Below are 19,892 nucleotides of genomic sequence, written 5' to 3'. Positions count from 1 at the left end.
TGGTGTCATCGTGCGCACCGACTTCGATCCGGCGGCCCTGGGTGTCCGCCCGTTCTACAAGCTGCTGACGGCCGTGGTCGTACCCCGACCGATCGCCTGGGTCAGCACCGTGGGCCGCGACGGCACCGTCAACCTCGCCCCGCACTCGTTCTTCACCGTCGCGTGCACCGACCCGCCGGTGGTCCAGTTCACGTCGGTCGGTCGCAAGGACTCGCTCGACAACGTCGAGGCGACGCGGGAGTTCGTCGTCGCGCTGACGCCCGAGCGGCTGCTGGAGCAGGTGAACGCCACCGGCACCGACTTCCCGCCGCACGTCGACGAGTTCGCCGCGGTCGGTCTCACCCCCGAACCGTCGCAGCTCGTCGCCCCGCCGCGCGTGGCCGAGTCACCGGTCGCGCTCGAGTGCCGCCTGCTCAGCACCGTGAGCTTCGGCAACTGCACCGTGGTGTTCGGTCGGGTCCTGCTGGCCGCGATCGACGAGGACGTCCTCGACGGCGACCACCCGGTGTTCGAGAAGCTCGCGCCGCTCTCTCGGCTGGGCCGTGACGAGTGGGGGCTGCCACCCCGCACCACCGAGATCAGCCGGATCGCGTACTCCGACTGGCCGGGTCACTACGACCCGCCGACCGGTTCCTAGCTGTCGTAGCGGATGTCGGTGGCCGTCGCCAGCGTGGTCTGGGCGGACGTGTCGTTGGAGTCGAGGGCCTGACGCATCGCGGTCCAGGCGTCGGCCGGTGAGAGGTCACCACAACCGGGGTCGGTCCCGCACGCGGCGACCTGGGTCAGGACGCCTGCGAACTCGACCCGAGCGCCGCTGGTCAGGTTGATGTTCTGCCACTGGGTCGCGTTCTCGGGGAAGTAGATCTGGGGCAGCACGGAGATGCGGGTCGGCGCGATGCCGTAGGAGAAGTCGACGTAGTCCGACTGCTGCCAGGTCTGCGTGGTGGTCGTCCCGTCCACCCTCACGGCTCCGCAGGACTGGTTGGCCTGGCCGAGCACCGTGGGGCAGGCGGCCGCGCTGCCGTTGTTGATCAGCTGCAGGCTGTTGCCGGACAGGTAGTTCTGCACCCAGACCTTCACCTCGGCCGCCGTACCGTCGAAGTTGGCCTCGATGTCGTTGGCACCCACGACCGTGATGTCGTCGTTCGACCCGTACGACACCAGCGGCTTCACGACCTCCGAGGCCCAGTCGGCGCCCTTGTCCGCGGGCAGGTACGGGGTGACGCCGGTGGGGTAGCGGTAGCCGTCGTTGCTGGTGCCGACCGCGACGGTGATGACGCCGGACGCGCTCTCCCCGCGGGCGGAGGCGAAGCCGTCGAGGTAACCCTTGACGGCGGTCACGACCTGGGCGTAGGTGAGCCGCTGGCTGTTGCCCTGCGTGTTCGGTGGCAGCACACCGAAGCTCAGACCACCGTCCTCGTTCGGCACCTTGTTGCTCTGGGCGCCGAACTCCAGCAGCACCGTGCGGTCGGACGGGTCGTTCACGTCGACCGCGTCGTCCTGGCCGTGCTGGTACATCTTCTCCCTGATCACGCCGTCCGAGTCGGCGGTGAGCAGGTCGTTCACGTAGCGACTTGTCGACACGCCCGGCGGGACGACGTCGCTGCTACGGACGAACCCGCTGACGTCGGCGATGACCGACAGCGTGCCGCCACTGCCGTTGTAGTAGGCGATCTGGAGCTGGTCGTCGACGGGCGTCACCGGTACGACCACCAGGTTGGTGACGGTCTGGCCGGCGGTGAAGTTCAGCGTGCTGGACCCGCGGGTCTTCTGGTCGGGGTACACGGTGAGGTACCCGCTGCCGGTGCCGCCGGTGACCGTGACGGTGAGGACGACCGCGGACACGCCCTTGACCGGGATGCCACCCGCGCCGCCGACCGCCTGGCTGATGGCGGTGCTGGCCGGGACCGGGCCGACGCGACCGCCCCGGCCCACGCCGGTGCGGGTGTCCAGGATGCGGGCGGGCGAGAGGAAGGAGAACGTGCCCGCGAGGTTGCCGGTGGACCCGCGGAACCAGCCCGCCGCGTCGACCAGCACCTGCAGGGGACGGCCGGAACCGTTGTAGATCGTCACGCTGCCGTCGCCCGCGAGTTTGACCGCGGCCGCGGTGGCGACCGTGCGACCTGTCGTGAAGTTGACGGCCGCGGTGGTCGGGCGGGTGCCGCCCGGGTAGAGGGTGATGTACCCACCGGCCGAGGGGGTGACGGCGGTGACCGTCAGCGCGACGGCGCCGGCCGCGGCCGGGACCGACGAGCCGGTCACCTGCAGCTTGCGGGTGCCCTTGGCGGGCACGGCGACCGAGCTGCGGGTGTCGAGCAGACGCTTCGGCGGGTTCAGCGGCGCGAACGCGCCGGCCGCGGTCGGCGTGGTGGACACGGTGAACGCCCCGCTGACGTCGACCAGAACGTTCGTGCTGCCCCCGCTGCCGTTGTAGATGCGCACGCTGCCGTCCGCGCCGACCTTGACGGTGACGAGGTTCGCGACGATCTGGCCCGCGCCGAAGTTCACGTTGCTGACGACCGGCTTGGTGCCGTCGGGCCAGACGGTGAGGTAGCCCGAACTGGTCGGCTTCACGGCGGTGACGTTGAGGACGACGCTGCCGGCGTTGCCGGGCACCCCGCCCTTGCCGAGGACCGGGAGGGTGAGGGTGCCGCCGGGTGCGATCGGGGCCGTCGAGCGGGTGTCGACGAGTCGCGTCGGGGTGAGGGCGGTGTACGCGCCCGCCGGCGGGGCCGCCTTGTCGACCGGGCGTTGCGGGGCGGTGTCGGCCAGGGCCGGACCGGCGGCGACGAGCGCTCCGGCCAGCAGGGACGTGCCGAGGAGGCCGAGGGCGAGACGGGTCGCAGCGGTGCGCACCACCGGAGGCTACGTCTTCCGGCCCCCCACGTCTTCCCGTGTCGGGGAGAGTTCATCTGCCCAGTCCGGGTGGTGACGCCGCGCCCACGCCGCACTGACCCGGCCCGTACGCGCGCCCCGCAGCGCCTCTCGGTCCTGCAGCGCCTTGTAGACGTGACCGAGCACGAGCAGACCGAGGGCGAACCCGACCAGGTCGTGCACGAACGTCGCGCCGGCGCGGTAGTCCAGGCGCACCAGCGAGGGCCAGTACATGAGCACCCCGGTGCCGAGCAGGACGAGCAGCGCGCCCGCCGAGAGCGCGGTGTTGAGCTTCTGCCCGGCGTTGAACTTGCCCACGCCGCGGTTCGACGCCCGAGCTCGGCGCGAGCGCAACCAGCGGCGGTCGGCCGGCGCGAACCGGTTCAGACGGCGGAGGTCGAGACGGAACGCGACCGACGCCAGCCCGAGCAGCACCGGCACCGGCAGGGCGAGCCCGCACCAGACGTGGACGGTCGCCACGATGCGACGGTGACCGACCATCACCGCGATCGGGTTGAGGTAGAGCGCGGCCGCGGTCGCCATCAGGACGACGACGAGCAGACCGACCACGGCGTGCACCATCACCTCGACCCGGCTGAACCGGACGACCTCCGGGGTCGCGGTCACGTCTTCTCGTCCGACCGGCCGTTGGACTCCCCGACCCAGCCGTCGACGTCGTAGCCGTACTGCTCCCAGTACCCCGGCTGCACCGCCGCGATGACCTCGATGCGTTCGAGCCACTTGATGCTCTTGTAGCCGTACATGGGCGCGACGTAGAGGCGGACCGGGCCGCCGTGGTCGTGGGTGACCGGGGTGTCGTCGAGCATCGAGGTGGCGACGATGACGTCGTCGCGCCGGGCCTGGTCGAGGGTCAGCGACTCGGTGTAGGTGCCGTCGAAGCTGACGAAGCGGAGCGCGGTGGCGGATCGTTGCACTCCGACGCGATCGAGCAGGTCGCGCACCCGGACGCCCTTCCACGGCACCGACGGCACCCGCCAGCCGGTGACGCACTGGAAGTCGCGGGTCATGGACGTCTGCGGGAGGTCCTGGAGGTCGTCGAGGCTGAGGGTGAGCGGGCGGTCGACCAGGCCGTCGACGGTGAGTCGGTAGTCCGCCGCGGTGCGCACCGGGACCGACCCGGTGACCGAGTAGTAACGGAAGCCGCCGCCGAGGGGGAGCAGCCCGAGGATCCCGCCCGGGTCGGGCAGCTTGGCGATCCCGGTGGCGAGGCCACCCTGCACGTCGTGCCCGATGAGAACCCCGAGCGCACCGAAGCCGAGGACGCCCAGGAAGACACGCCGGCCGACGGGCGTTCCACCCGTCGGCGCTCCGGAACCGGACGTCGACACGTGACCACGGTACGGCGGCTCCGGCCGCCCGGAAGGAACATGGCATGCCGCTCGAAGGCGAGTACGAACCCAGCCCGGAGAAGTGGGTCCGCGACCAGGTCGACACGATCGAGGGATCCGGCGGGACGCAGGGCAACGAGCTGCGCGGGATGCCGGTGATCATCCTGACGACCCGGGGAGCGAAGTCCGGCAAGCTGCGCAAGAACCCGTTGATGCGGGTGGAGCACGACGGCGTCTACGTCGCGGTCGCCTCGCTGGGTGGCGCCCCGAAGAACCCGGTCTGGTACCACAACGTCAAGGCCGACCCGCACGTCGAGTTGCGCGACGCGACCCAGGTCTTCGACCTCACCGCCCGCGAGATCGACGGCGAGGAGTACGACCTCTGGTGGGACCGGGCGGTCGCGGCGTATCCCGACTACGCGGACTACAAGCGCAAGACCGACCGCAAGATCCCGCTGTTCGTCCTGGAGAAGTGACGCACGTCCCGAACCCGTGACACCGCTGGGACGTGGCTGAGCGGGTCCACACGACCCGAACAGGAAACCCAGCGACGACACGGGTTCGGGTGGGATCAAGGAACCATGGACGAGACACCGGAACCCCTCCCCACCCCGCACGAAGCGCACACGGCACCGGGGTGGACACCACCCCCCGCGTGGACGCCGCCGAACGGCCCCGTGTCGTTCACGCAGGACGCCCAGCCGTCCCGCGGACGACGGCGGGTGCTGCGCACCGCTCTGATCGCGGTGCCGGCGCTGGCCGTCGTCGCGGGCGCGTCGTCCGTGGTCACCTTGGCGATCGCGGGGGACCACTCCACCGCGACCGGCGCTGGTCACCAGGCGAGCCACAGCCACAGCAGCAGCAGCAAGCACCACGCCGCCACGGTCGGGACGCTGACCGCTGTCGACGGTTCGTCCTGGCAGGTGTGCACGACGTCGGGCAAGACGCTCACCGTCCACCTCGCGCCGTCGACCACGTTCGGCAGCAAGGCCGACCCGTCGACCGAGAGTGCGTTCCACGACGGCTCGACGGTGAAGGTGATGGGCAAGGACCACCACGGAACCGTCGACGCCACCCGCGTCGTCGGTGTGGCCGCGAAGGACAAGTCGGCGCCGTCCACCTGATCCGGCGGGGGTCGTCGCGCGCACCACGGCCGCCCGCTCGAGAGGACCGGGCCTGCCCGCCTCGCGCGGTACGCTGCCCCGGTTTCCCCTCAGCGAGGAGTGGCCGGTGCGAACGACCTGTGGTGGGCGCGGACGTCCCGCGCAGCGGCTCTGACGTGGCCGCCGTCGAGCCGTCGAGCGCGGCGAAGCCCACGAACAACGGGTCACGCGGACGCGCCCGCGCGTACGACGAGATCCGGCAGGCGATCGTCGAGGGCCGTTACGGAGCCGGCCAACGCCTGGTCGAGAAGAACCTCGCGGAGGAGTTCGACGTCTCCCGCACCCCCGTCCGCGAAGCGCTGCGGGCGTTGGAATCCGAAGGCCTGGTCGTCAGCCTGCCCAACAAGGGTGCCGTCGTGCGCTCGTTGTCCGCGCAGGACGTCTACGACATCTACGACCTGCGGGTGCGGCTCGAGTCGTTGGCTGCCGAACGGGCGGCGCAGAACCCGCAGCCGGAACAACTGGCCGTCCTCGACCGGGCCAACGAGGAGTTCGCCGCTCTGCTGCCGCGGTTCGTCCCCGACGACGTCGACTTCGTGCGTCAGGTCGAGGCCATCAACCGCCGCTTCCACCAGGCCTTCATCGACATGGCCGACAGCTGGCGGCTCACGCAACTGCTGGAGCGGACCGTGCACGGCGTGCTGGTCTTCCAGAACTTCCAGTTCTACGACGCCGAGGAACTCGAGCGCTCGCTGATGTTCCACCGCCTCATCGCCCAGGCCATCGGGCGCGGTGACTCGCGGCGCGCGGGCAACCTGGTCGCCGAGCACATCCTGCTCGGGCGCGACATCCTCGTGGACCGGCGCTGGGACGCGCTGACCGAACACCTCGCCGCGCCTGACTGACCCCGCACCCGAGTTCACGAGTTTGCATACAATCGTTGTTCTCGTGGTGCAGGACACGCTAGGGTCCCCGTCATCGACCTCGCGGGTGTGACGGGTAGCCGTCCGGATCGCACGCGTTGATCGCTGCTGTACCAGCGCGAAGTACACCCGTGCCGTCCTCGAGGACGGCACGGACGTCGGACCGCCGATCCTCCGACGACCGTGTCGTGCAGCTGCGCGCCCCCACCTTTCTCGCGATTGCATGCGACCCTGTCGACCCGTCCCGACGGCTCGACCCGCCCGAGAGGACGACCCCTCCGTGGACACTCCCGCCGTCGACACCCGGCCCGCGACCCCGACCCGCACCACCGTTCCGACCGGCGGCGCCCTCGAGGGCGTCCGGGTCGTCGAACTCGGGCAGTTGCTCGCCGGGCCCTTCGCCGGTCACCTGCTGGCCGACCTCGGCGCCCGGGTCATCAAGGTCGAACCGCCGGGGGCGGGTGACCCGATGCGCGAGTGGGGCCACGACCGCTACCGGGGACGGGCCCTGTTCTGGCCGCTGCTGGCGCGCAACAAGATGAGCGTGACGCTCAACCTCCGCTCGCCGGAGGGTCAGGCGTTGTTGAAGGAGATCATCGCCGACGCCGACGTCCTCATCGAGAACTTCCGGCCCGGAACGCTCGAGAAGTGGGGCCTCGCCCCGTCGGTGCTGCTCGAGCTCAACCCCGGGCTGGTGATCGCGCGGGTGTCGGGCTACGGCCAGACCGGCCCGTACGCGCACCGGGTGGGGTTCGCGAGCGCCGGCGAGGCGGTCGGCGGGCTGCGACACCTCAACGGCTTCCCCGGTGGCCCGCCGCCGCGGACCGGCATCTCGCTGGGCGACTCGCTGGCCGGGATGTTCGCGTTGCAGGGCGTCCTCGCCGCGTTGGTCTGGCGGGACGGTCCCGGCGAGGGTCGCGGCCAGGTCGTCGACGCGACGATCACCGAGTCGTGCTTCGCGCTGCTGGAGGGCGCGGTCACCGAGTACAACGCCCTGGGCGTGGTCCGGGGGCCGAGTGGCACCGGCCTGCGCAACGTCGCACCCTCGAACCTCTACCCCTCCAGTGAGGGCAAGTGGATCGTCATCGCGGCCAACGCGGACCCGATCTTCGCGCGCTTGTGCACGGCCATCGGCTCACCGGAGCTCGCCACCGATGCGCGGTTCGTCAGCCACGCGGCGCGAGGCGAGAACGCCGACGAACTGGACCGGTTGATCGCCCAGTGGACCGCCAAGCATGACGCCGAGACCATCGAGGCAGTGCTCAACGAGGCCGGCGTGGTCGTGAGCCGGATCTACGACGTCGCCGACATCAGCCACGACCCGCAGTTCCAGGCGAGGGACATGCTCCTCCGGGTCGAGGACCCCGATCTCGGTGAGCTGGTCCTACCGGGTTTCGTGCCGAAACTGTCGGAGTCACCAGGGGTCTTCCGGTGGACCGGCCCGGGCCGGCCCGGCGCGCACAACGAGGCTGTGTACGTCGACCTGCTCGGGCACGGAGCCGACGAGCTGACCGACTGGCGCGACCGCGGCATCGTCTGAACGCGTTTCACCCACGTCCGCCGGGCCTTCGTATGCAATAGCGACGCTGTGGGTCACGCGAGGGCCCGTGCTCTTGTCACAGTCCGTCGAGCGGTGACGGGCGATGGACGGCTCGAAGCGGCGGGTTTTGTTGCCGTCCTCGTACAAATTCCCGCAGGTTCGGACGACCGTGGTCGCCCGCCTCAGGTCACGACTTCGTGACCAAAGCAAATTTGATGGTATGCAATCTGCCTCGTGCTTGATATGTTCCACGTCACCGGCCGGGCAGCGACGGAACTGCTCGGCGCCGACTTCCCGCGCCGTCACTCGCCACGGTGCCGGCTCTTCGACAGGAGCAGATGTGAGTCAGTCCTACGAGAAGCGCAGCATCAGCGCCGACGCGGCGCAGGCCGTCATCGCGGCGGGCGTCGCCAAGGCCCAGGAGCTCGGCAACAACTACGTGATCGTCGTCGTCGACGAGAGCGGCGTGGTCAAGGCGTCGTTGCGCATGGACGGTGCTCCGTTGCTGTCGGTGCAGGTCGCGACCGACAAGGCCTACACCGCCGTGGGTTTCGGCATGCCGACCGACGCCTGGTACGACTTCGTCGACGGCGACGGACCTCTGCGCCTCGGCGCCACCACCGGTATCAACCGGCTGGTCGTGTTCGGCGGCGGGTTCCCCCTCAAGGACGGCGACCAGGTCGTCGGCGCCGTCGGCGTGAGCGGCGGCCACTGGTCGGACGACATGGAGGTCGCCAAGGCGGGTGTCGCCGCCTTCGACGCCTGATCGCCCTCCTACCACCTGAACGTTGCACCAGGAGCCAGTCCCAGTCCGGTAGTCGCACAACGACGTGAGGATCTGAACGCGCATGTGGAACAACAACCTGGTGATCGACGCCGTCGGTCACACCTACGACTTCAGCGTCGACAACCGTCGGCCGGCCGTTCCGGTCGAGGGTTACGACGGGTTCATCAACTGGCTGTACCACTACGGACACACCCCGCTCGAGTCGAAGCAGGACGGCTACCTGCTCTCGCTCGAGGAGTTCCGTGAGGGCTGGACCACCGAGGAACTGCTGACGATGTTCTTCGTCGAGAGCGACGTCGACATGGTCGCCATGCACGCGGTGAACTTCTTCGACCTCTTCGAGCGCGGCGCGAACCCGTGGCCGCAGTGCGTGGCCGTCAAGGAGGCCGCCCCGGACCGCGTCCTGCTCTACCCCGCCGTCGACCCGCTCTCGAACCGCGGCGAGGAGATGGCGAAGATGGCCGAGCGGGCCGAGGCCGGCATCGACGGCTTCAAGTTCTACCCGGTCAACGGCTTGACCGACTACAACGGTGCAGCGCTCGGTTACTCCTTCGCCGACGAGAAGATCTTCCCGTTCTTCGAGCACGCCCGGAACCTCGGCGTCAAGCACATCGCGGTCCACAAGGCCCTGCCGACCGCCCCCGGCCCGCACCACCAGGACCGGCCCGAGGACGTCTCGGCCGCGGCCGCGGCCTTCCCCGACATGACCTTCGAGGTCGTCCACTCCGGGTGGGCGTTCCTCGACGACTGTGCGTTCCAGCTGCAGATGAACCCCAACATCTACGCCAACCTCGAGACCACGGCGAACACCGCGGGGCGCATGCCGCGCCGGTTCCTCAAGTCGGTCGGGGCGCTGCTCGCCGCCGCGCCCAAGCAGGTGCTGTTCGGCACCGGCGCCCCACTCGGCCACCCCCAGCCCATCATCGAGGCCATCTCGGCGATCCAGATGCCGCAGGACCTGCTCGACGAGGGGCTGCCCGAACTCACCGACGAGGTCAAGGCCGACCTGTTCGGCGGCAACTTCGCCCGGATGCTCGGCCTCGACGTCGAGCGCTTGAAGAAGACCTTCGCCGAGGACGAGTTCGCCACCCGCCGCCAGGAGTGGAAGGACAGCGACCAGCAGCCGTGGGCGCTCAAGCGGGCCCGCATCCACGGGACGGCTGCGGCATGACCGTGGCGGCGGCCGCCGACCGCGTGAACGCGGCGCTGGCCGAGGTCATCGACCCGTGCAGTGTCGGTCGTGGGGTCCCTGCGGGCCTGGTCGACATGGGCATGGTCAAGGCGGTGGAGCGCTCGGTCTCCGAGGACGGTCACTCGGTCGTCACGGTCGAACTGCGCATCACGTCCCCGGCGTGCACGTTCCAGCCGTACTTCGAGCGCGAGGTGCTCGAGAAGCTCGGCGCGGTGCCGGACGTCGACGAGGTCCGCATCGAGTGGAACCGTGACTTCGACTGGTCCGACGACGACATGAGCCCCGCCCTCCGGCAACGCCTGCGCGACAAGCGGCACCGGCTGCTCGCGATGGCCGACGCCGCGGGACCGCCCGGCCGGTAGACCCGGCGCGGCGCCCCGCCGACCGCACTCCCGCACCACGGCAACCCGCCCGGAACCGACGACGTCGGACCGGGTGGGTGATCTCGCCGTACCCGAACGACCCCCCCGAGCGCGCCTCGGTGTTGCCGCGTGCAACGGAAACCTCGTCAGAGCAGAGAGAAGGAACGGACATCATGGCCGGAAGGCTCGAAGGCAAGGTCGCATTCATCACGGGCGCGGCGCGTGGTCAGGGCCGCTCGCACGCGATCCGGATGGCGGAGGAGGGCGCCGACATCATCGCGGTCGACATCTGCGAGGACATCGACACCGTGACGGCCTACGACCTCGCCACCGAGGCCGACCTCGCCGACACGGTGAAGGCGGTCGAGGCGCTCGACCGCCGCATCGTCGCGCAGAAGGCCGACGTGCGCGACATCGACGCTCTCACCCGGGTCGTCGAACAGGGGGTGGCCGAGCTCGGCCGCCTCGACACCGTCGTCGCGAACGCCGGCATCTTCTCCCACGCGCCGGAGACCCACGCGTACGGCGAGCAGCCGTGGGCCGACGTCATCGACGTGAACCTCACCGGGGTGTGGCACTCGGTGAAGGCGGCCGTGCCGCACATCCTCGAGGGTGGCCGCGGCGGATCGCTGGTGCTCATCAGCTCCCTGGCGGGGACGAAGGGACTCGCGAGCCTGGGCAGCTACACCGCCGCCAAGCACGGCGTGGTCGGCCTGATGAAGGTGCTGGCGAACGAGTACGGCGGGCACGGCATCCGGGTCAACACCATCCACCCGAACGCGATCGCCACGACCATGGTGCAGAACGAGACGCTCTACAAGCTGTTCCGGCCCGAACTCGAACACCCGACGCTCGACGACGCGTTGCCCGCGTTCGCCGGGATGAACCCGTTCGGGGTGGCGTTCATCGACCCGGTGCACGTCTCGAACGCGGTGGTGTTCCTCGCCTCCGACGAGTCGCTCTACGTCTCCGGCGCCCAGCTGCCGGTCGACGCCGCGGCCGCGGTGGCCTGACCGCGGCTCGAGGGAACGCGGCGACGGGGCAGCGATGACGACGACGATGACGCCGACGGCGGGCGGCGCAGCGGGTGGCGTGCCGGCGAGCCGGGGCGAGCCGCTGCTGGAGCTGCGGTCCCTGACCTCCGGCTACGGCGACCTCGCCGCGATCCGCGACGTCTCGCTCTCGCTGCACGTCGGCGAGATCGTCGCGCTGTTCGGGCCGAACGGGGCCGGCAAGTCGACCACGATGTCCGCCGCGGTCGGTGTCCTGCCGATCATCAGCGGTGAGGTGCTGTGGCTCGGCGGGAAGCGGCCGAAGAACCTCTGCGCCCTGGCCCGTCACGGCCTGGCCTTCGTCCCCGAGGGTCGGTCCGTGATCTCGGGACTGACCGTGCAGGACAACCTGCGCCTCGGCAGCGGCGGCGTCGACGCCGCCGTCGCCTTCTTCCCCGAACTGGAGCGGCTGCTCTCGCGGCCGGCGGGCCTGCTGTCCGGCGGCGAGCAGCAGATGCTCAGCCTGGGCCGCGCGCTCGCGACCCGACCGAAGGCGCTGCTGGCCGACGAGGTCTCCCTGGGGCTCGCGCCGATCATCGTCGACCGGTTGTTCGGCGCGATCCGGACCGCCAGCGCCGAGAGCGGCATGGGGGTGCTGCTCGTGGAGCAGCAACCCCGCCGCGCCCTCGCGGTCGCCGACCGCTGGTACCTGCTGCAGAACGGCCAACTCGTCGGTGGCGGACCGGCGAGTGACACGACGTTGCTGGACGAGAGCTACCTGCCGACCGCCTCGACGACCACGTCGATGCGCCCATCCACCCCAGAGGAAGAGTCCCGATGACCACCACCAAGCTCGGCGCACTGCGGCGCCGACGGACGACGGCGGCCGCGTTCGCGGCGCTGACCTCGGCCGCGCTCGTGCTCACCGCCTGCAGCTCCGGTGGCGGGGGAGGCTCGGGCGGGGCCTCCAGCGACGAGATCCTCATCGGCTCGACGGTGTCGCTGACCGCGGCGGCGGCGAGCTTCCCCGAGGTGAAGCAGGCCCAGGACGCCGCGGTCGCCGCCATCAACGACGCCGGTGGCATCAACGGCAAGAAGCTCAAGCTGACCGTGTGTGACGGCAAGTTCGAGGTCAACGCCGAACTCGGCTGCTTCCGCACGATGCTGCAGGACAAGGTGTCGGCGATCGTCGGCCCGGTGCTGATCGCCGGCACGGGCGTGTCCGAGTACAAGGCGGCGCTGCAGGCCAAGACGGCCGTCATCGGCTCGCCCGCGTACCAGCCCGGTGAGCTCGTGAGCGACGCGGCGTTCCCGCTCGGGGCCTCGGTAGTGGGCGGCACCTACGCCGCGATCTACGACCTGCTCGACAAGGGTGCCACCAAGATCTCGATCTTCGGTGACGCCAACAACCCGGCCGCGAACTCGATCGTCGAACTGTCCAAGCAGGCGCTGTCCAGCATCGGCAAGTCGCCGGTGAACACGGTCGTCGGTGACACCAGCTCCGACCCGACCTTGCAGTCGGCAGCGGCCAAGGCGACCACCAACGGCACCGACGGCATCATCATCACCGGCGCCCCGCCCTCGATGTCGAAGTCGGTCCCGGCCCTGCGGGCGCAGGGTTACAAGGGCCTCATCGCGACCATCGACGGCGCGCTGCCCGGCCCGGTCGTCGACGCCATCGGTGCCGCGGGCGACGGCATGCTCGTCGCCTCCCAGACGGCCTTCCCCGAGCAGTCGCCGGCGTCGGACCAGTTCCTCGCCGACATGAAGAAGTACGCGCCGGACGCGCCGCTCTCGTTCTTCTCGATCCAGGCGTGGTCGTCGGTGAAGCTGTTCGCAGCCGTCGCCACGCAGGCCAAGGCGTCGACCAGCGAAGAGGTGTTCAACGCCTTCACCGATCTTTCGGATCCGGTCGACATCGGCACCATCGCTCCGTACAAGGTCTCAGGCGTGACCTCGCCGGTCACCGACGGCTTCGAGCCGGCGCCGCGCATGTTCAACCAACAGGTGCAGCTCGGGACGATGCAGGGCGGGAAGTTCGTGGCCGACGGTGGATTCGTCGACCCGTTCACCTCGCTGAAGTCGCTCGGTAGCTGACCGCAGCCACATCCCAGGAGGCCGGACGAATGATCAACTTCCTGCAGTTCGGCCTCCTGGGCCTGGCGACGGGCGCGATCTTCGCGCTCATCGCCCAGGGCGCGGTGCTCGTCTACCGCGGATCGGGCCTGCTCAACCTCGCCCAGGGCGCGTTCGCGATGGTCGGGGCGTACGCGTACTACTCGTTCAACGCGCAGGCCGGGATCCCGGTGGTGCCCAGCGTGGTCCTCGCGGTCCTGCTGTGCGCGGCCGGCGGTTACCTCATGCACCGGTTGGTGTTGCGGCCGATGCGCCAGTCGTCGTCGCTGACCCGCGTGGTGGCCACGCTGGGCATCGTGGTCGTGCTGCAGTCGGCGGCGTTCATCATCTACGGCCAGTACACCAAGACGGTCGAGCCGGTCATCCCGCGGCGCACGGTGTTCCTGATGTCGGACAACCGGCTGCCGATCGGCACCGACGCGTTGACGATCATCGGCCTCGCCGTGGTCCTGACCGGGGTGCTCACGTACGTCTACCGCTCGACGAAAGTCGGCCGGCTGACCTCGGCTGTGGCGGAGAACGACCTCGTCGCGAGCAGCCTCGGGCACTCCCCGGACACCATCGCCGCGCTGAACTGGGCGTTCGGCTCGTCCCTCGCGGGCCTCGCCGGCATCCTCATCGCTCCGGCCATCGGGCTCGAACCGACGAGCCTGGTCCTGCTCGTCATCCCGGCGTTGTCCGCAGCGCTGGTCGGCGGCTTCAAGTCGTTCCCGGTCACGCTGATCGCGGCGCTGCTGCTGGGCGTGGCCATCTCGGAGATCGCGGGCTACGTCGAGACGCCCGGGTGGCAGAACGCGGCACCGTTCCTCGTCGTGATCATCATCCTGGTCGTCCGCGGGGAGGGGTTGCCGCTGCGCAGCTTCGTCCTCGACCGACTGCCGCGTGTCGGAACCGGGCGGGTCCACGCGGTGCCGGTGCTGATCGTGTACGCACTGATGCTCGTGTGGATCTTCGGATCCGGGCCGCAGTGGTCGCAGGCGATCGTCTACACCGCCTCGCTCGCGGTGGTGTGCCTGTCGGTCGTGGTCATCACCGGGTACGCCGGGCAGCTCTCGCTGGGGCAGTTCGCGATCGCCGGGCTGGCCGCGCTCATCGGGGCCAAGCTCTCGCTGCACCTGCCGTTCCTGCTGGCCGTGCTGGTGACGGTGATCCTCACCGCGGCGATCGGCGGGATCCTCGGGCTGCCGGCGCTGCGGACCCGAGGCGCCACCCTCGCCATCGTCACCCTCGGGTTGGGCAGTGCGATCGTGTCGGTCTTCCTGCTCAACAGCGACTACACCGGCGGGCCGGGCGGGATCACACCGCCGATCCCGACCCTGTTCGGGTGGAGCATCGACCCGTTCTTCGAGTTCCAGCGGTACGGGTTCTTCGTCGTGACCGTCCTGTTCCTCGCCTGCCTGGGCGTGGCGAACCTGCGGCGCGGGGCGGTGGGGCGCCGGCTGCTCGCCACCCGCTCCAACGAGCGCGGTGCGGCGGCGCTGGGCATCAACGTCGCGGGCTCCAAGCTCTACGCCTTCACGTTGGGCTCCGGGATCGCCGCGCTCGGCGGTCTGCTGTTGGCGTTCTCCCAGCCGACGCTGACGTTCGCCAGCTTCACGGTCTTCAGCTCGGTGTACCTCGTGGCGGTGACGGTGACCGCCGGCGTCGGGTTCGTGGCCGGTGCGCCGTTCGGCTCGTTGCTCATCGCCGGCGGCGTGGTCAGCCAACTGTTCATCGGCTGGTCGAGCATCAACCTGTACCTGCCGCTCATCGGCGGCATCGCGGTGATCATCACGTTGCTCTCGGCCCCGGACGGTCAGGTCGGGTTGTTCTCGAAGGCCCTGGGCCCGCTGGCCAACCGCTACGCCGCGCTCTCGCGGAGCGTCACCTCGCGGCTGCCCTGGACCTCGCCGGACACCCTCGACAGCGAGGTCGACGCCGGCCTCTCGCGCCGGGAGCGTCCGACCTCGGTGCTCAGCGTCGAGGGCCTGACCGTGCGGTTCGGTGGGGTCGTCGCGGTGAACGGCGTGACCCTCGAGGTCCGGCCCGGGGAGATCCACGGCCTGATCGGACCGAACGGCTCGGGCAAGACCACGCTCATCGACGCCATCACCGGGTTCGTGCGCTCCGAGGGGGCGATCACGCTCGGCTCCCGCAGCCTGGTCGGACGTCCGGCCCGGGCGCGTGCCAAGGCGGGGCTGTTGCGGTCGTTCCAGTCGTTGGAGTTGTTCAACGACCTCAGCGTCGAGCAGAACCTCGCGGTGGCGGCCGAGACCCCGCGCGCCTGGCGCTACGTCACCGACCTGTTCAAGCCGGGACGCATCCGGCTCTCGGCCGACGCGCTCGAGGCCATGCGCCAGTTCCAGCTCGAGGACTGCCGGCAGAGCCTGCCGGAGGAGGTCTCGTTCGGTCAGCGCAAGGCCGTCGCCATCGCCCGGGCCGTGGCAGGTCGTCCCGACGTCCTGCTGCTCGACGAGCCGGCCGCGGGCCTCGGGGACGGCGAGGCCGGTGAGCTCGCCGAACTCGTTGTCCGCGTGGCGCACGAGTGGGGGATCGGTGTGCTCCTGGTCGAGCACAAGGTCGACCTCGTGCTGGCGATCAGCGACCGGCTCACGGTGCTCCAGGAGGGCAGCGTGCTGACCTCGGGCGAGCCGGGCGCCGTGCTCCGCGACCCGCGGGTGGTCGCGGCGTACCTCGGCCCGGGCTCGGAACCCGTGGCGCCGGCGGGCGATCTGGTGGCAGGGCGCGCCGAGTGAGCGCGTCGTTCGGTCACCTGTTCGCGCCGCTGCGGCTGGGGTCGTTGGAGCTGACCAACCGGGTCATGCAACTGGCGACCACCAACAACCTCGACGACCACGGGCGGATCGGCACCGACCAGATCGCGTTCTACGTCGAACGCGCGAAGGGTGGAGTCGGCGTCATCGTGTCCGAGGGCCTCGCCGCCCACGGCGCGGAGTCCGGTTCCGCCACGAGCCTCGGTCGCGGGCGCATCGCCGCGCACAGCGAGCAGACGCTCGCCGGGTTGACCGAGCTCGCCGCGGCGGTGCACGCGGAGGGCGTGCCAATCATCGGTCAGATCTACCACGGTGGGCGACAGCACCACTCCGACGCCGTCCCGCTGCTGTTCGGTCCGTCGGCGGTGCCGGACCCGCACAGCGGCGGCGTGCCGCACGCGATGTCGATCGACGAGATCCACGGCATGGTCGAGGGATTCGCCGACGCCGCCACGATGCTGCAACGCGCCGGGTTCGACGGCGTCGAGGTGCACGCGGCGCAGGGCCACCTGACCCAGGAGTTCTTCTCGCCGTTCAGCAACGTGCGTACCGACGAGTACGGGGGAAGCTTCGCCAACCGGGTCCGCTTCGTCGAGGAGATCCTCACCGAGGTCCGCCGCCGGTGCGGAGCCGACTTCGTGCTCGGTCTGCGCATGGGCGCCGAGGAGTTGTCGCCGAACGGCATCGACCGCGCCATGGCGGTGCAGTTCGCCGAGTACGTCGCGGGCGTCGGCCTTGTGGACTACCTGTCGGTCACGGTCGGGAACTTCAACAGCATCGAGATCCACACGCCGGACCGCCACCACGCCCGCATGGAGTTCACGCACTACGCCGCCGCGGTCAAGGCGGTCGTCGGTGACCTGCCGGTCGTCACGTGCGGGCGCATCGTGGAGCCCGCTGCGGCCGACGCGTTGATCGCCACCGGCGACGCCGACCTCGTGGGTCTGTGCCGCCCGCTGCTCGCCGACGCCGAATGGGTCGCGAAGGCCCGCGACGGCCGTGCCGACGAGATCCGACTGTGCATCTCGTGCAACCAGTGCTGGGGCACGATCATCATGGAGCGCCCGGTCAACTGCATCCAGAACGCCGCGACCGGACGTGAGGCGGCGTGGGGGATCGGCACGTTGACGCCGGTGCCCGCGGCCAAACGCGTCGTCGTGGTCGGCGGTGGGCCGTCCGGACTCGAGGCCGCCCGCGTCGCCGCCCTGCGCGGGCACTCGGTGCTGTTGCTCGAGGCGCGCGAGGCCGTCGGCGGTTCGGTCAACCTCGCGGCGAGCGTGCCGGGGCACGAGGAGACCGGCTACGTCGTCGACTACCTGCGCGACGCCGTGCGACGGGCGGGGGTCGAGGTCCGGACCGGGGTGGTCGCCGACGTCGACGCCGTGGTCGCCGAGTCTCCCGACGTCGTCGTGGTGGCCACCGGGTCGACCCCACGCCGTGACGGCCTCGGCGACACCGGCTCGGTGCCGGTGTACACCAGCCACGACATCGCCTCCCGCGCCGTGGACCTCAGCGGCCAGCGGGTCGTGCTGTTCGACGAGGACGGTTACTACCAGGCCTGCGAGATCTCCGAGATGGTCGGCGCCGTGGCAGCGTCGCTCACCCACGTGACGCAGTTCTGGGAGGTCGGCCGCGAGATCCCCGCGACGAGCCGGGTCACCACGTTGCGCACGCTCGACCAGCTCGGCGTCGTCCTGATCGCCACGACGTGGTTCGATGCCGTCGAGGGCCGCGACGTCGTCCTCGAACACTGCCTGTCCGGTCGTCGCTCGCGCATCGCGGACGTCGACGCGATCGTGCACGTGGGCCTCGGTGCGTCTCAGGCCGGCCTCGGGGAAGCCCTGCGCGGCCGGGTTCCCGCCCTCGACGTCATCGGCGACGCCTTCATGCCCCGCCGTATCGCCGACGCCGTCTTCGAGGGCCACCGCGCTGGTCGCGCCGTCTGACGCTGCGTTGTGGGGCGGTTCCGAGAGAACTGCGAGTAGGGGTAACCGACACCCGTGGGTGGTGCGGTGGACCCAGTTCGCATTGCGCTGTCGGCCGACGGTTCCGTTTCCCGTGTACCTGCTTGTGGTCACCTTCCATCAGAGCGCGCGTTGACTACAGGCAGCGGCGGTTGCGCGAGGGTTGGGTTCCGAGAGAAGGACGAGTAGGGGTACCCGGCCCTCGTGGGTGGTGCCGTGGACCAGTCCGCCCTGCGATGTCGAGTCACCCTGCGCTGGCCGTCTACCCGCCTGTGGTGTCGTTCCGAGAAGAGCGGGGGGTGACCACAGACAGGCGAACGGCGCGCGGCGGGTGCGCCGAGAGCGGGAGCTGCTCTGGTCCGGTCGACCACGTCGTCAGGTCGGGGACCCTCACCGCAGTTCCTCTCGGAACCCAACCCGCACGCAACCTCCGGCAGGGGAATCAGCAGCAAAACATTGACGTTTCGGTATCTGGTGGTAGACTCGAACACGTGCACGAATCATTGCCTACCCTCGACGACTGGGTGCCGTGCGAGCCGGTCTTCCTCGAGACCGACGACGGGTTCGTGCTGTCCGACCAGGCGCAGGCGATCCTGGCGGCGATGGACGCCGCCGAGCACGGCGGGCAAGAGAAGCCGCTGTCGATGCTCGACCAGATCGCGGCTCTGCGCGCTCAGGTCGACACGCTGGCGGGGCTGATCCCGGCCGCGGTGCGCGAGGCGGAGGGGCACGAGGTCCTGGATGCGGTCCACGAACTGCAGGCCGCCGTGAACGTCATCGCCTCGTGTGACCAGGCGTTGATCGCGGAGATCGAACGACGACCCGACACCATCGAACGCACCGGCGCCCGCTCTACCGCCGCCTGGCTCGCCGGCGCCCTGCGGATCCGGCCCGCGGAGGCGAAACGACGCGTACGCACCGCCAACGGCTGCGCCCCACGGGTGACACTCACCGGCGAACCCCTCCCGCCGGTGCGGCTGCACGTGGCCGCAGCGCAAGCGGCCGGGTTGATCACCGCCGACCACGCCCACACCATCGACCGCGCGGTGGATCAACTTCCCGTCGGGTTGCCGGTCGAGGTTCTGGACGCGGCCGAACTCGAGTTGCTCGCCGTTGCCCGCATGTACGACGCGTCCGATGTGGCGATGCTCGGTCGGGACCTCCGCGACCGGCTCGACCAGGACGGACCGACGCCCCGCGACGAAGCTCAGCGCCGCCGCCGCTCCCTGCGCCTCATTCAGCACGACGACGGCGCCTGTACCACCCGCGGCGACCTGACCGCCGGGCTGTTCGCGAAGCTGCAGACCGTCCTGAGCCCCCTCGCCGCACCCCGGCCGGACGACGGTCACGGACCCGACACCCGCCCCGCCGACGTCCGCCTGCACGACGCCCTGGAAGAACTGTGCGACCGGTTCCTGCGTTCCGGCACCCTGCCCGACTCCGGCGGCGTCCCCACCACGCTGGTCGTGACGATGACCGTCAAGGACCTGGAGCAGCGGACCGGCCGGGTCCACACCTCGCACGGCGGGGACATGTCGGTGGCGGAACTGCTGAACCTGGCCGCCGAAGCCGAGATCATCCCCGTCGTCCTCAACGACGCCGGCGGCGTCCTCAGTCACGGCCGGACGAGACGGCTGGCCAGCCCCGGCCAGACCAAAGCGCTCATCGCCAGAGACGAGCACTGCAGCTTCCCCGGCTGCCGCATCCCACCGCAGTGGTGCCAACGACATCACGTGCTGGACTGGCTGTTCGACGGTGAGACCGAGATCGACAACCTCACCCTGCTGTGCGGTCACCACCACCGCAACTTCGGGCGTTGGGGATGGGCCTGCCACATGGAAGGCGGCGTGCCGTGGTGGACACCACCACCCGACGTCGACCCCACCCGAACACCGTTGCGCAACGCAACGATCTGAA

The 19,892-nt window shown here is 70.3% G+C and carries 17 protein-coding genes; 14 read left to right on the top strand and 3 right to left on the bottom strand.

The genetic code is table 11. The annotated features are described in order from the left end of the window. Nucleotides 1-10: 10 nt before the first annotated feature. Nucleotides 11-637 (top strand): flavin reductase family protein, encoded by a 627-nt coding sequence (locus ACXR2U_RS00310; RefSeq protein WP_458822908.1) that lies wholly within the window; start codon nt 11-13, stop codon nt 635-637. Here ACXR2U_RS00310 and ACXR2U_RS00305 read toward each other — a convergent pair. Genes ACXR2U_RS00305 through ACXR2U_RS00295 form a run of 3 tightly spaced genes read right to left on the bottom strand, consistent with a single transcriptional unit; the run spans nt 634 to nt 4,223 of the window. Beyond that, nucleotides 634-2,856 carry a hypothetical protein gene (locus ACXR2U_RS00305; protein ID WP_458822907.1) on the bottom strand — a complete coding sequence of 741 codons (2,223 nt, stop codon included), beginning with the start codon at nt 2,854-2,856 and terminating at the stop codon, nt 634-636. The two genes, ACXR2U_RS00310 and ACXR2U_RS00305, sit on opposite strands and share 4 nt — an antisense overlap. A gap of 9 nt (nt 2,857-2,865) precedes the next feature. Further along, the gene (locus tag ACXR2U_RS00300) at nt 2,866-3,501 is read right to left on the bottom strand and encodes a cytochrome b/b6 domain-containing protein (protein ID WP_458822906.1); all 636 of its coding nucleotides are present in this window, start codon (nt 3,499-3,501) and stop codon (nt 2,866-2,868) included. After that, entirely contained in the window at nt 3,498-4,223 is a 726-nt protein-coding gene (locus ACXR2U_RS00295; RefSeq protein ID WP_458822905.1) for a molybdopterin-dependent oxidoreductase, read from the bottom strand. Before ACXR2U_RS00295 ends, ACXR2U_RS00300 begins: the two co-directional genes overlap by 4 nt. Before the next feature lie 44 nt (nt 4,224-4,267). Between ACXR2U_RS00295 and ACXR2U_RS00290 the strand changes: the two genes are divergently transcribed. From ACXR2U_RS00290 to ACXR2U_RS00230, 13 genes are all read left to right on the top strand, one after another. Then, on the top strand, nt 4,268-4,699 hold the full coding sequence (locus ACXR2U_RS00290; protein WP_458822904.1) for a nitroreductase family deazaflavin-dependent oxidoreductase: 432 nt from the start codon (nt 4,268-4,270) through the stop codon (nt 4,697-4,699). A gap of 201 nt (nt 4,700-4,900) precedes the next feature. Beyond that, nucleotides 4,901-5,347, top strand: a complete 447-nt coding sequence (locus ACXR2U_RS00285; protein WP_458822903.1) for a hypothetical protein — start codon at nt 4,901-4,903, stop codon at nt 5,345-5,347. A gap of 155 nt (nt 5,348-5,502) precedes the next feature. Further along, on the top strand, nt 5,503-6,231 hold the full coding sequence (locus ACXR2U_RS00280) for a GntR family transcriptional regulator (RefSeq protein ID WP_458822902.1): 729 nt from the start codon (nt 5,503-5,505) through the stop codon (nt 6,229-6,231). Nucleotides 6,232-6,529: 298 nt separating this feature from the next. After that, the gene (locus ACXR2U_RS00275; RefSeq protein ID WP_458822901.1) at nt 6,530-7,789 is read left to right on the top strand and encodes a CaiB/BaiF CoA transferase family protein; all 1,260 of its coding nucleotides are present in this window, start codon (nt 6,530-6,532) and stop codon (nt 7,787-7,789) included. Nucleotides 7,790-8,129: 340 nt separating this feature from the next. Beyond that, a complete protein-coding gene (locus ACXR2U_RS00270; RefSeq protein ID WP_458822900.1) occupies nt 8,130-8,555 on the top strand; it encodes a GlcG/HbpS family heme-binding protein in 426 nt (141 codons plus the stop codon). 82 nt (nt 8,556-8,637) lie between these two features. After that, a complete protein-coding gene (locus ACXR2U_RS00265; RefSeq protein ID WP_458822899.1) occupies nt 8,638-9,747 on the top strand; it encodes an amidohydrolase family protein in 1,110 nt (369 codons plus the stop codon). Next, nucleotides 9,744-10,130 carry a metal-sulfur cluster assembly factor gene (locus tag ACXR2U_RS00260; RefSeq protein ID WP_458822898.1) on the top strand — a complete coding sequence of 129 codons (387 nt, stop codon included), beginning with the start codon at nt 9,744-9,746 and terminating at the stop codon, nt 10,128-10,130. The genes ACXR2U_RS00265 and ACXR2U_RS00260 overlap by 4 nt, the downstream gene beginning before the upstream one ends. A 173-nt stretch (nt 10,131-10,303) precedes the next feature. Next, nucleotides 10,304-11,143 carry a mycofactocin-coupled SDR family oxidoreductase gene (locus ACXR2U_RS00255; RefSeq protein ID WP_458822897.1) on the top strand — a complete coding sequence of 280 codons (840 nt, stop codon included), beginning with the start codon at nt 10,304-10,306 and terminating at the stop codon, nt 11,141-11,143. Between the two features lie 34 nt (nt 11,144-11,177). Next, a complete protein-coding gene (locus ACXR2U_RS00250; RefSeq protein WP_458822896.1) occupies nt 11,178-11,963 on the top strand; it encodes an ABC transporter ATP-binding protein in 786 nt (261 codons plus the stop codon). Beyond that, nucleotides 11,960-13,219, top strand: coding sequence for an ABC transporter substrate-binding protein (locus tag ACXR2U_RS00245; RefSeq protein WP_458822895.1), 1,260 nt, complete (start codon nt 11,960-11,962; stop codon nt 13,217-13,219). Before ACXR2U_RS00250 ends, ACXR2U_RS00245 begins: the two co-directional genes overlap by 4 nt. A 29-nt stretch (nt 13,220-13,248) precedes the next feature. After that, the gene (locus ACXR2U_RS00240; protein ID WP_458822894.1) at nt 13,249-15,993 is read left to right on the top strand and encodes an ABC transporter permease subunit; all 2,745 of its coding nucleotides are present in this window, start codon (nt 13,249-13,251) and stop codon (nt 15,991-15,993) included. Then, nucleotides 15,990-17,957, top strand: a complete 1,968-nt coding sequence (locus tag ACXR2U_RS00235; protein ID WP_458822893.1) for an oxidoreductase — start codon at nt 15,990-15,992, stop codon at nt 17,955-17,957. The genes ACXR2U_RS00240 and ACXR2U_RS00235 overlap by 4 nt, the downstream gene beginning before the upstream one ends. Before the next feature lie 509 nt (nt 17,958-18,466). Then, nucleotides 18,467-19,891, top strand: coding sequence for an HNH endonuclease signature motif containing protein (locus tag ACXR2U_RS00230; protein WP_458822892.1), 1,425 nt, complete (start codon nt 18,467-18,469; stop codon nt 19,889-19,891). Nucleotide 19,892: the final 1 nt, after the last annotated feature.

It is taken from the genome of Jatrophihabitans sp. YIM 134969, assembly GCF_054456675.1.
Note: the sequence above shows the minus strand (reverse complement) of the source record. Positions and strands in the feature narration are given on the sequence as shown.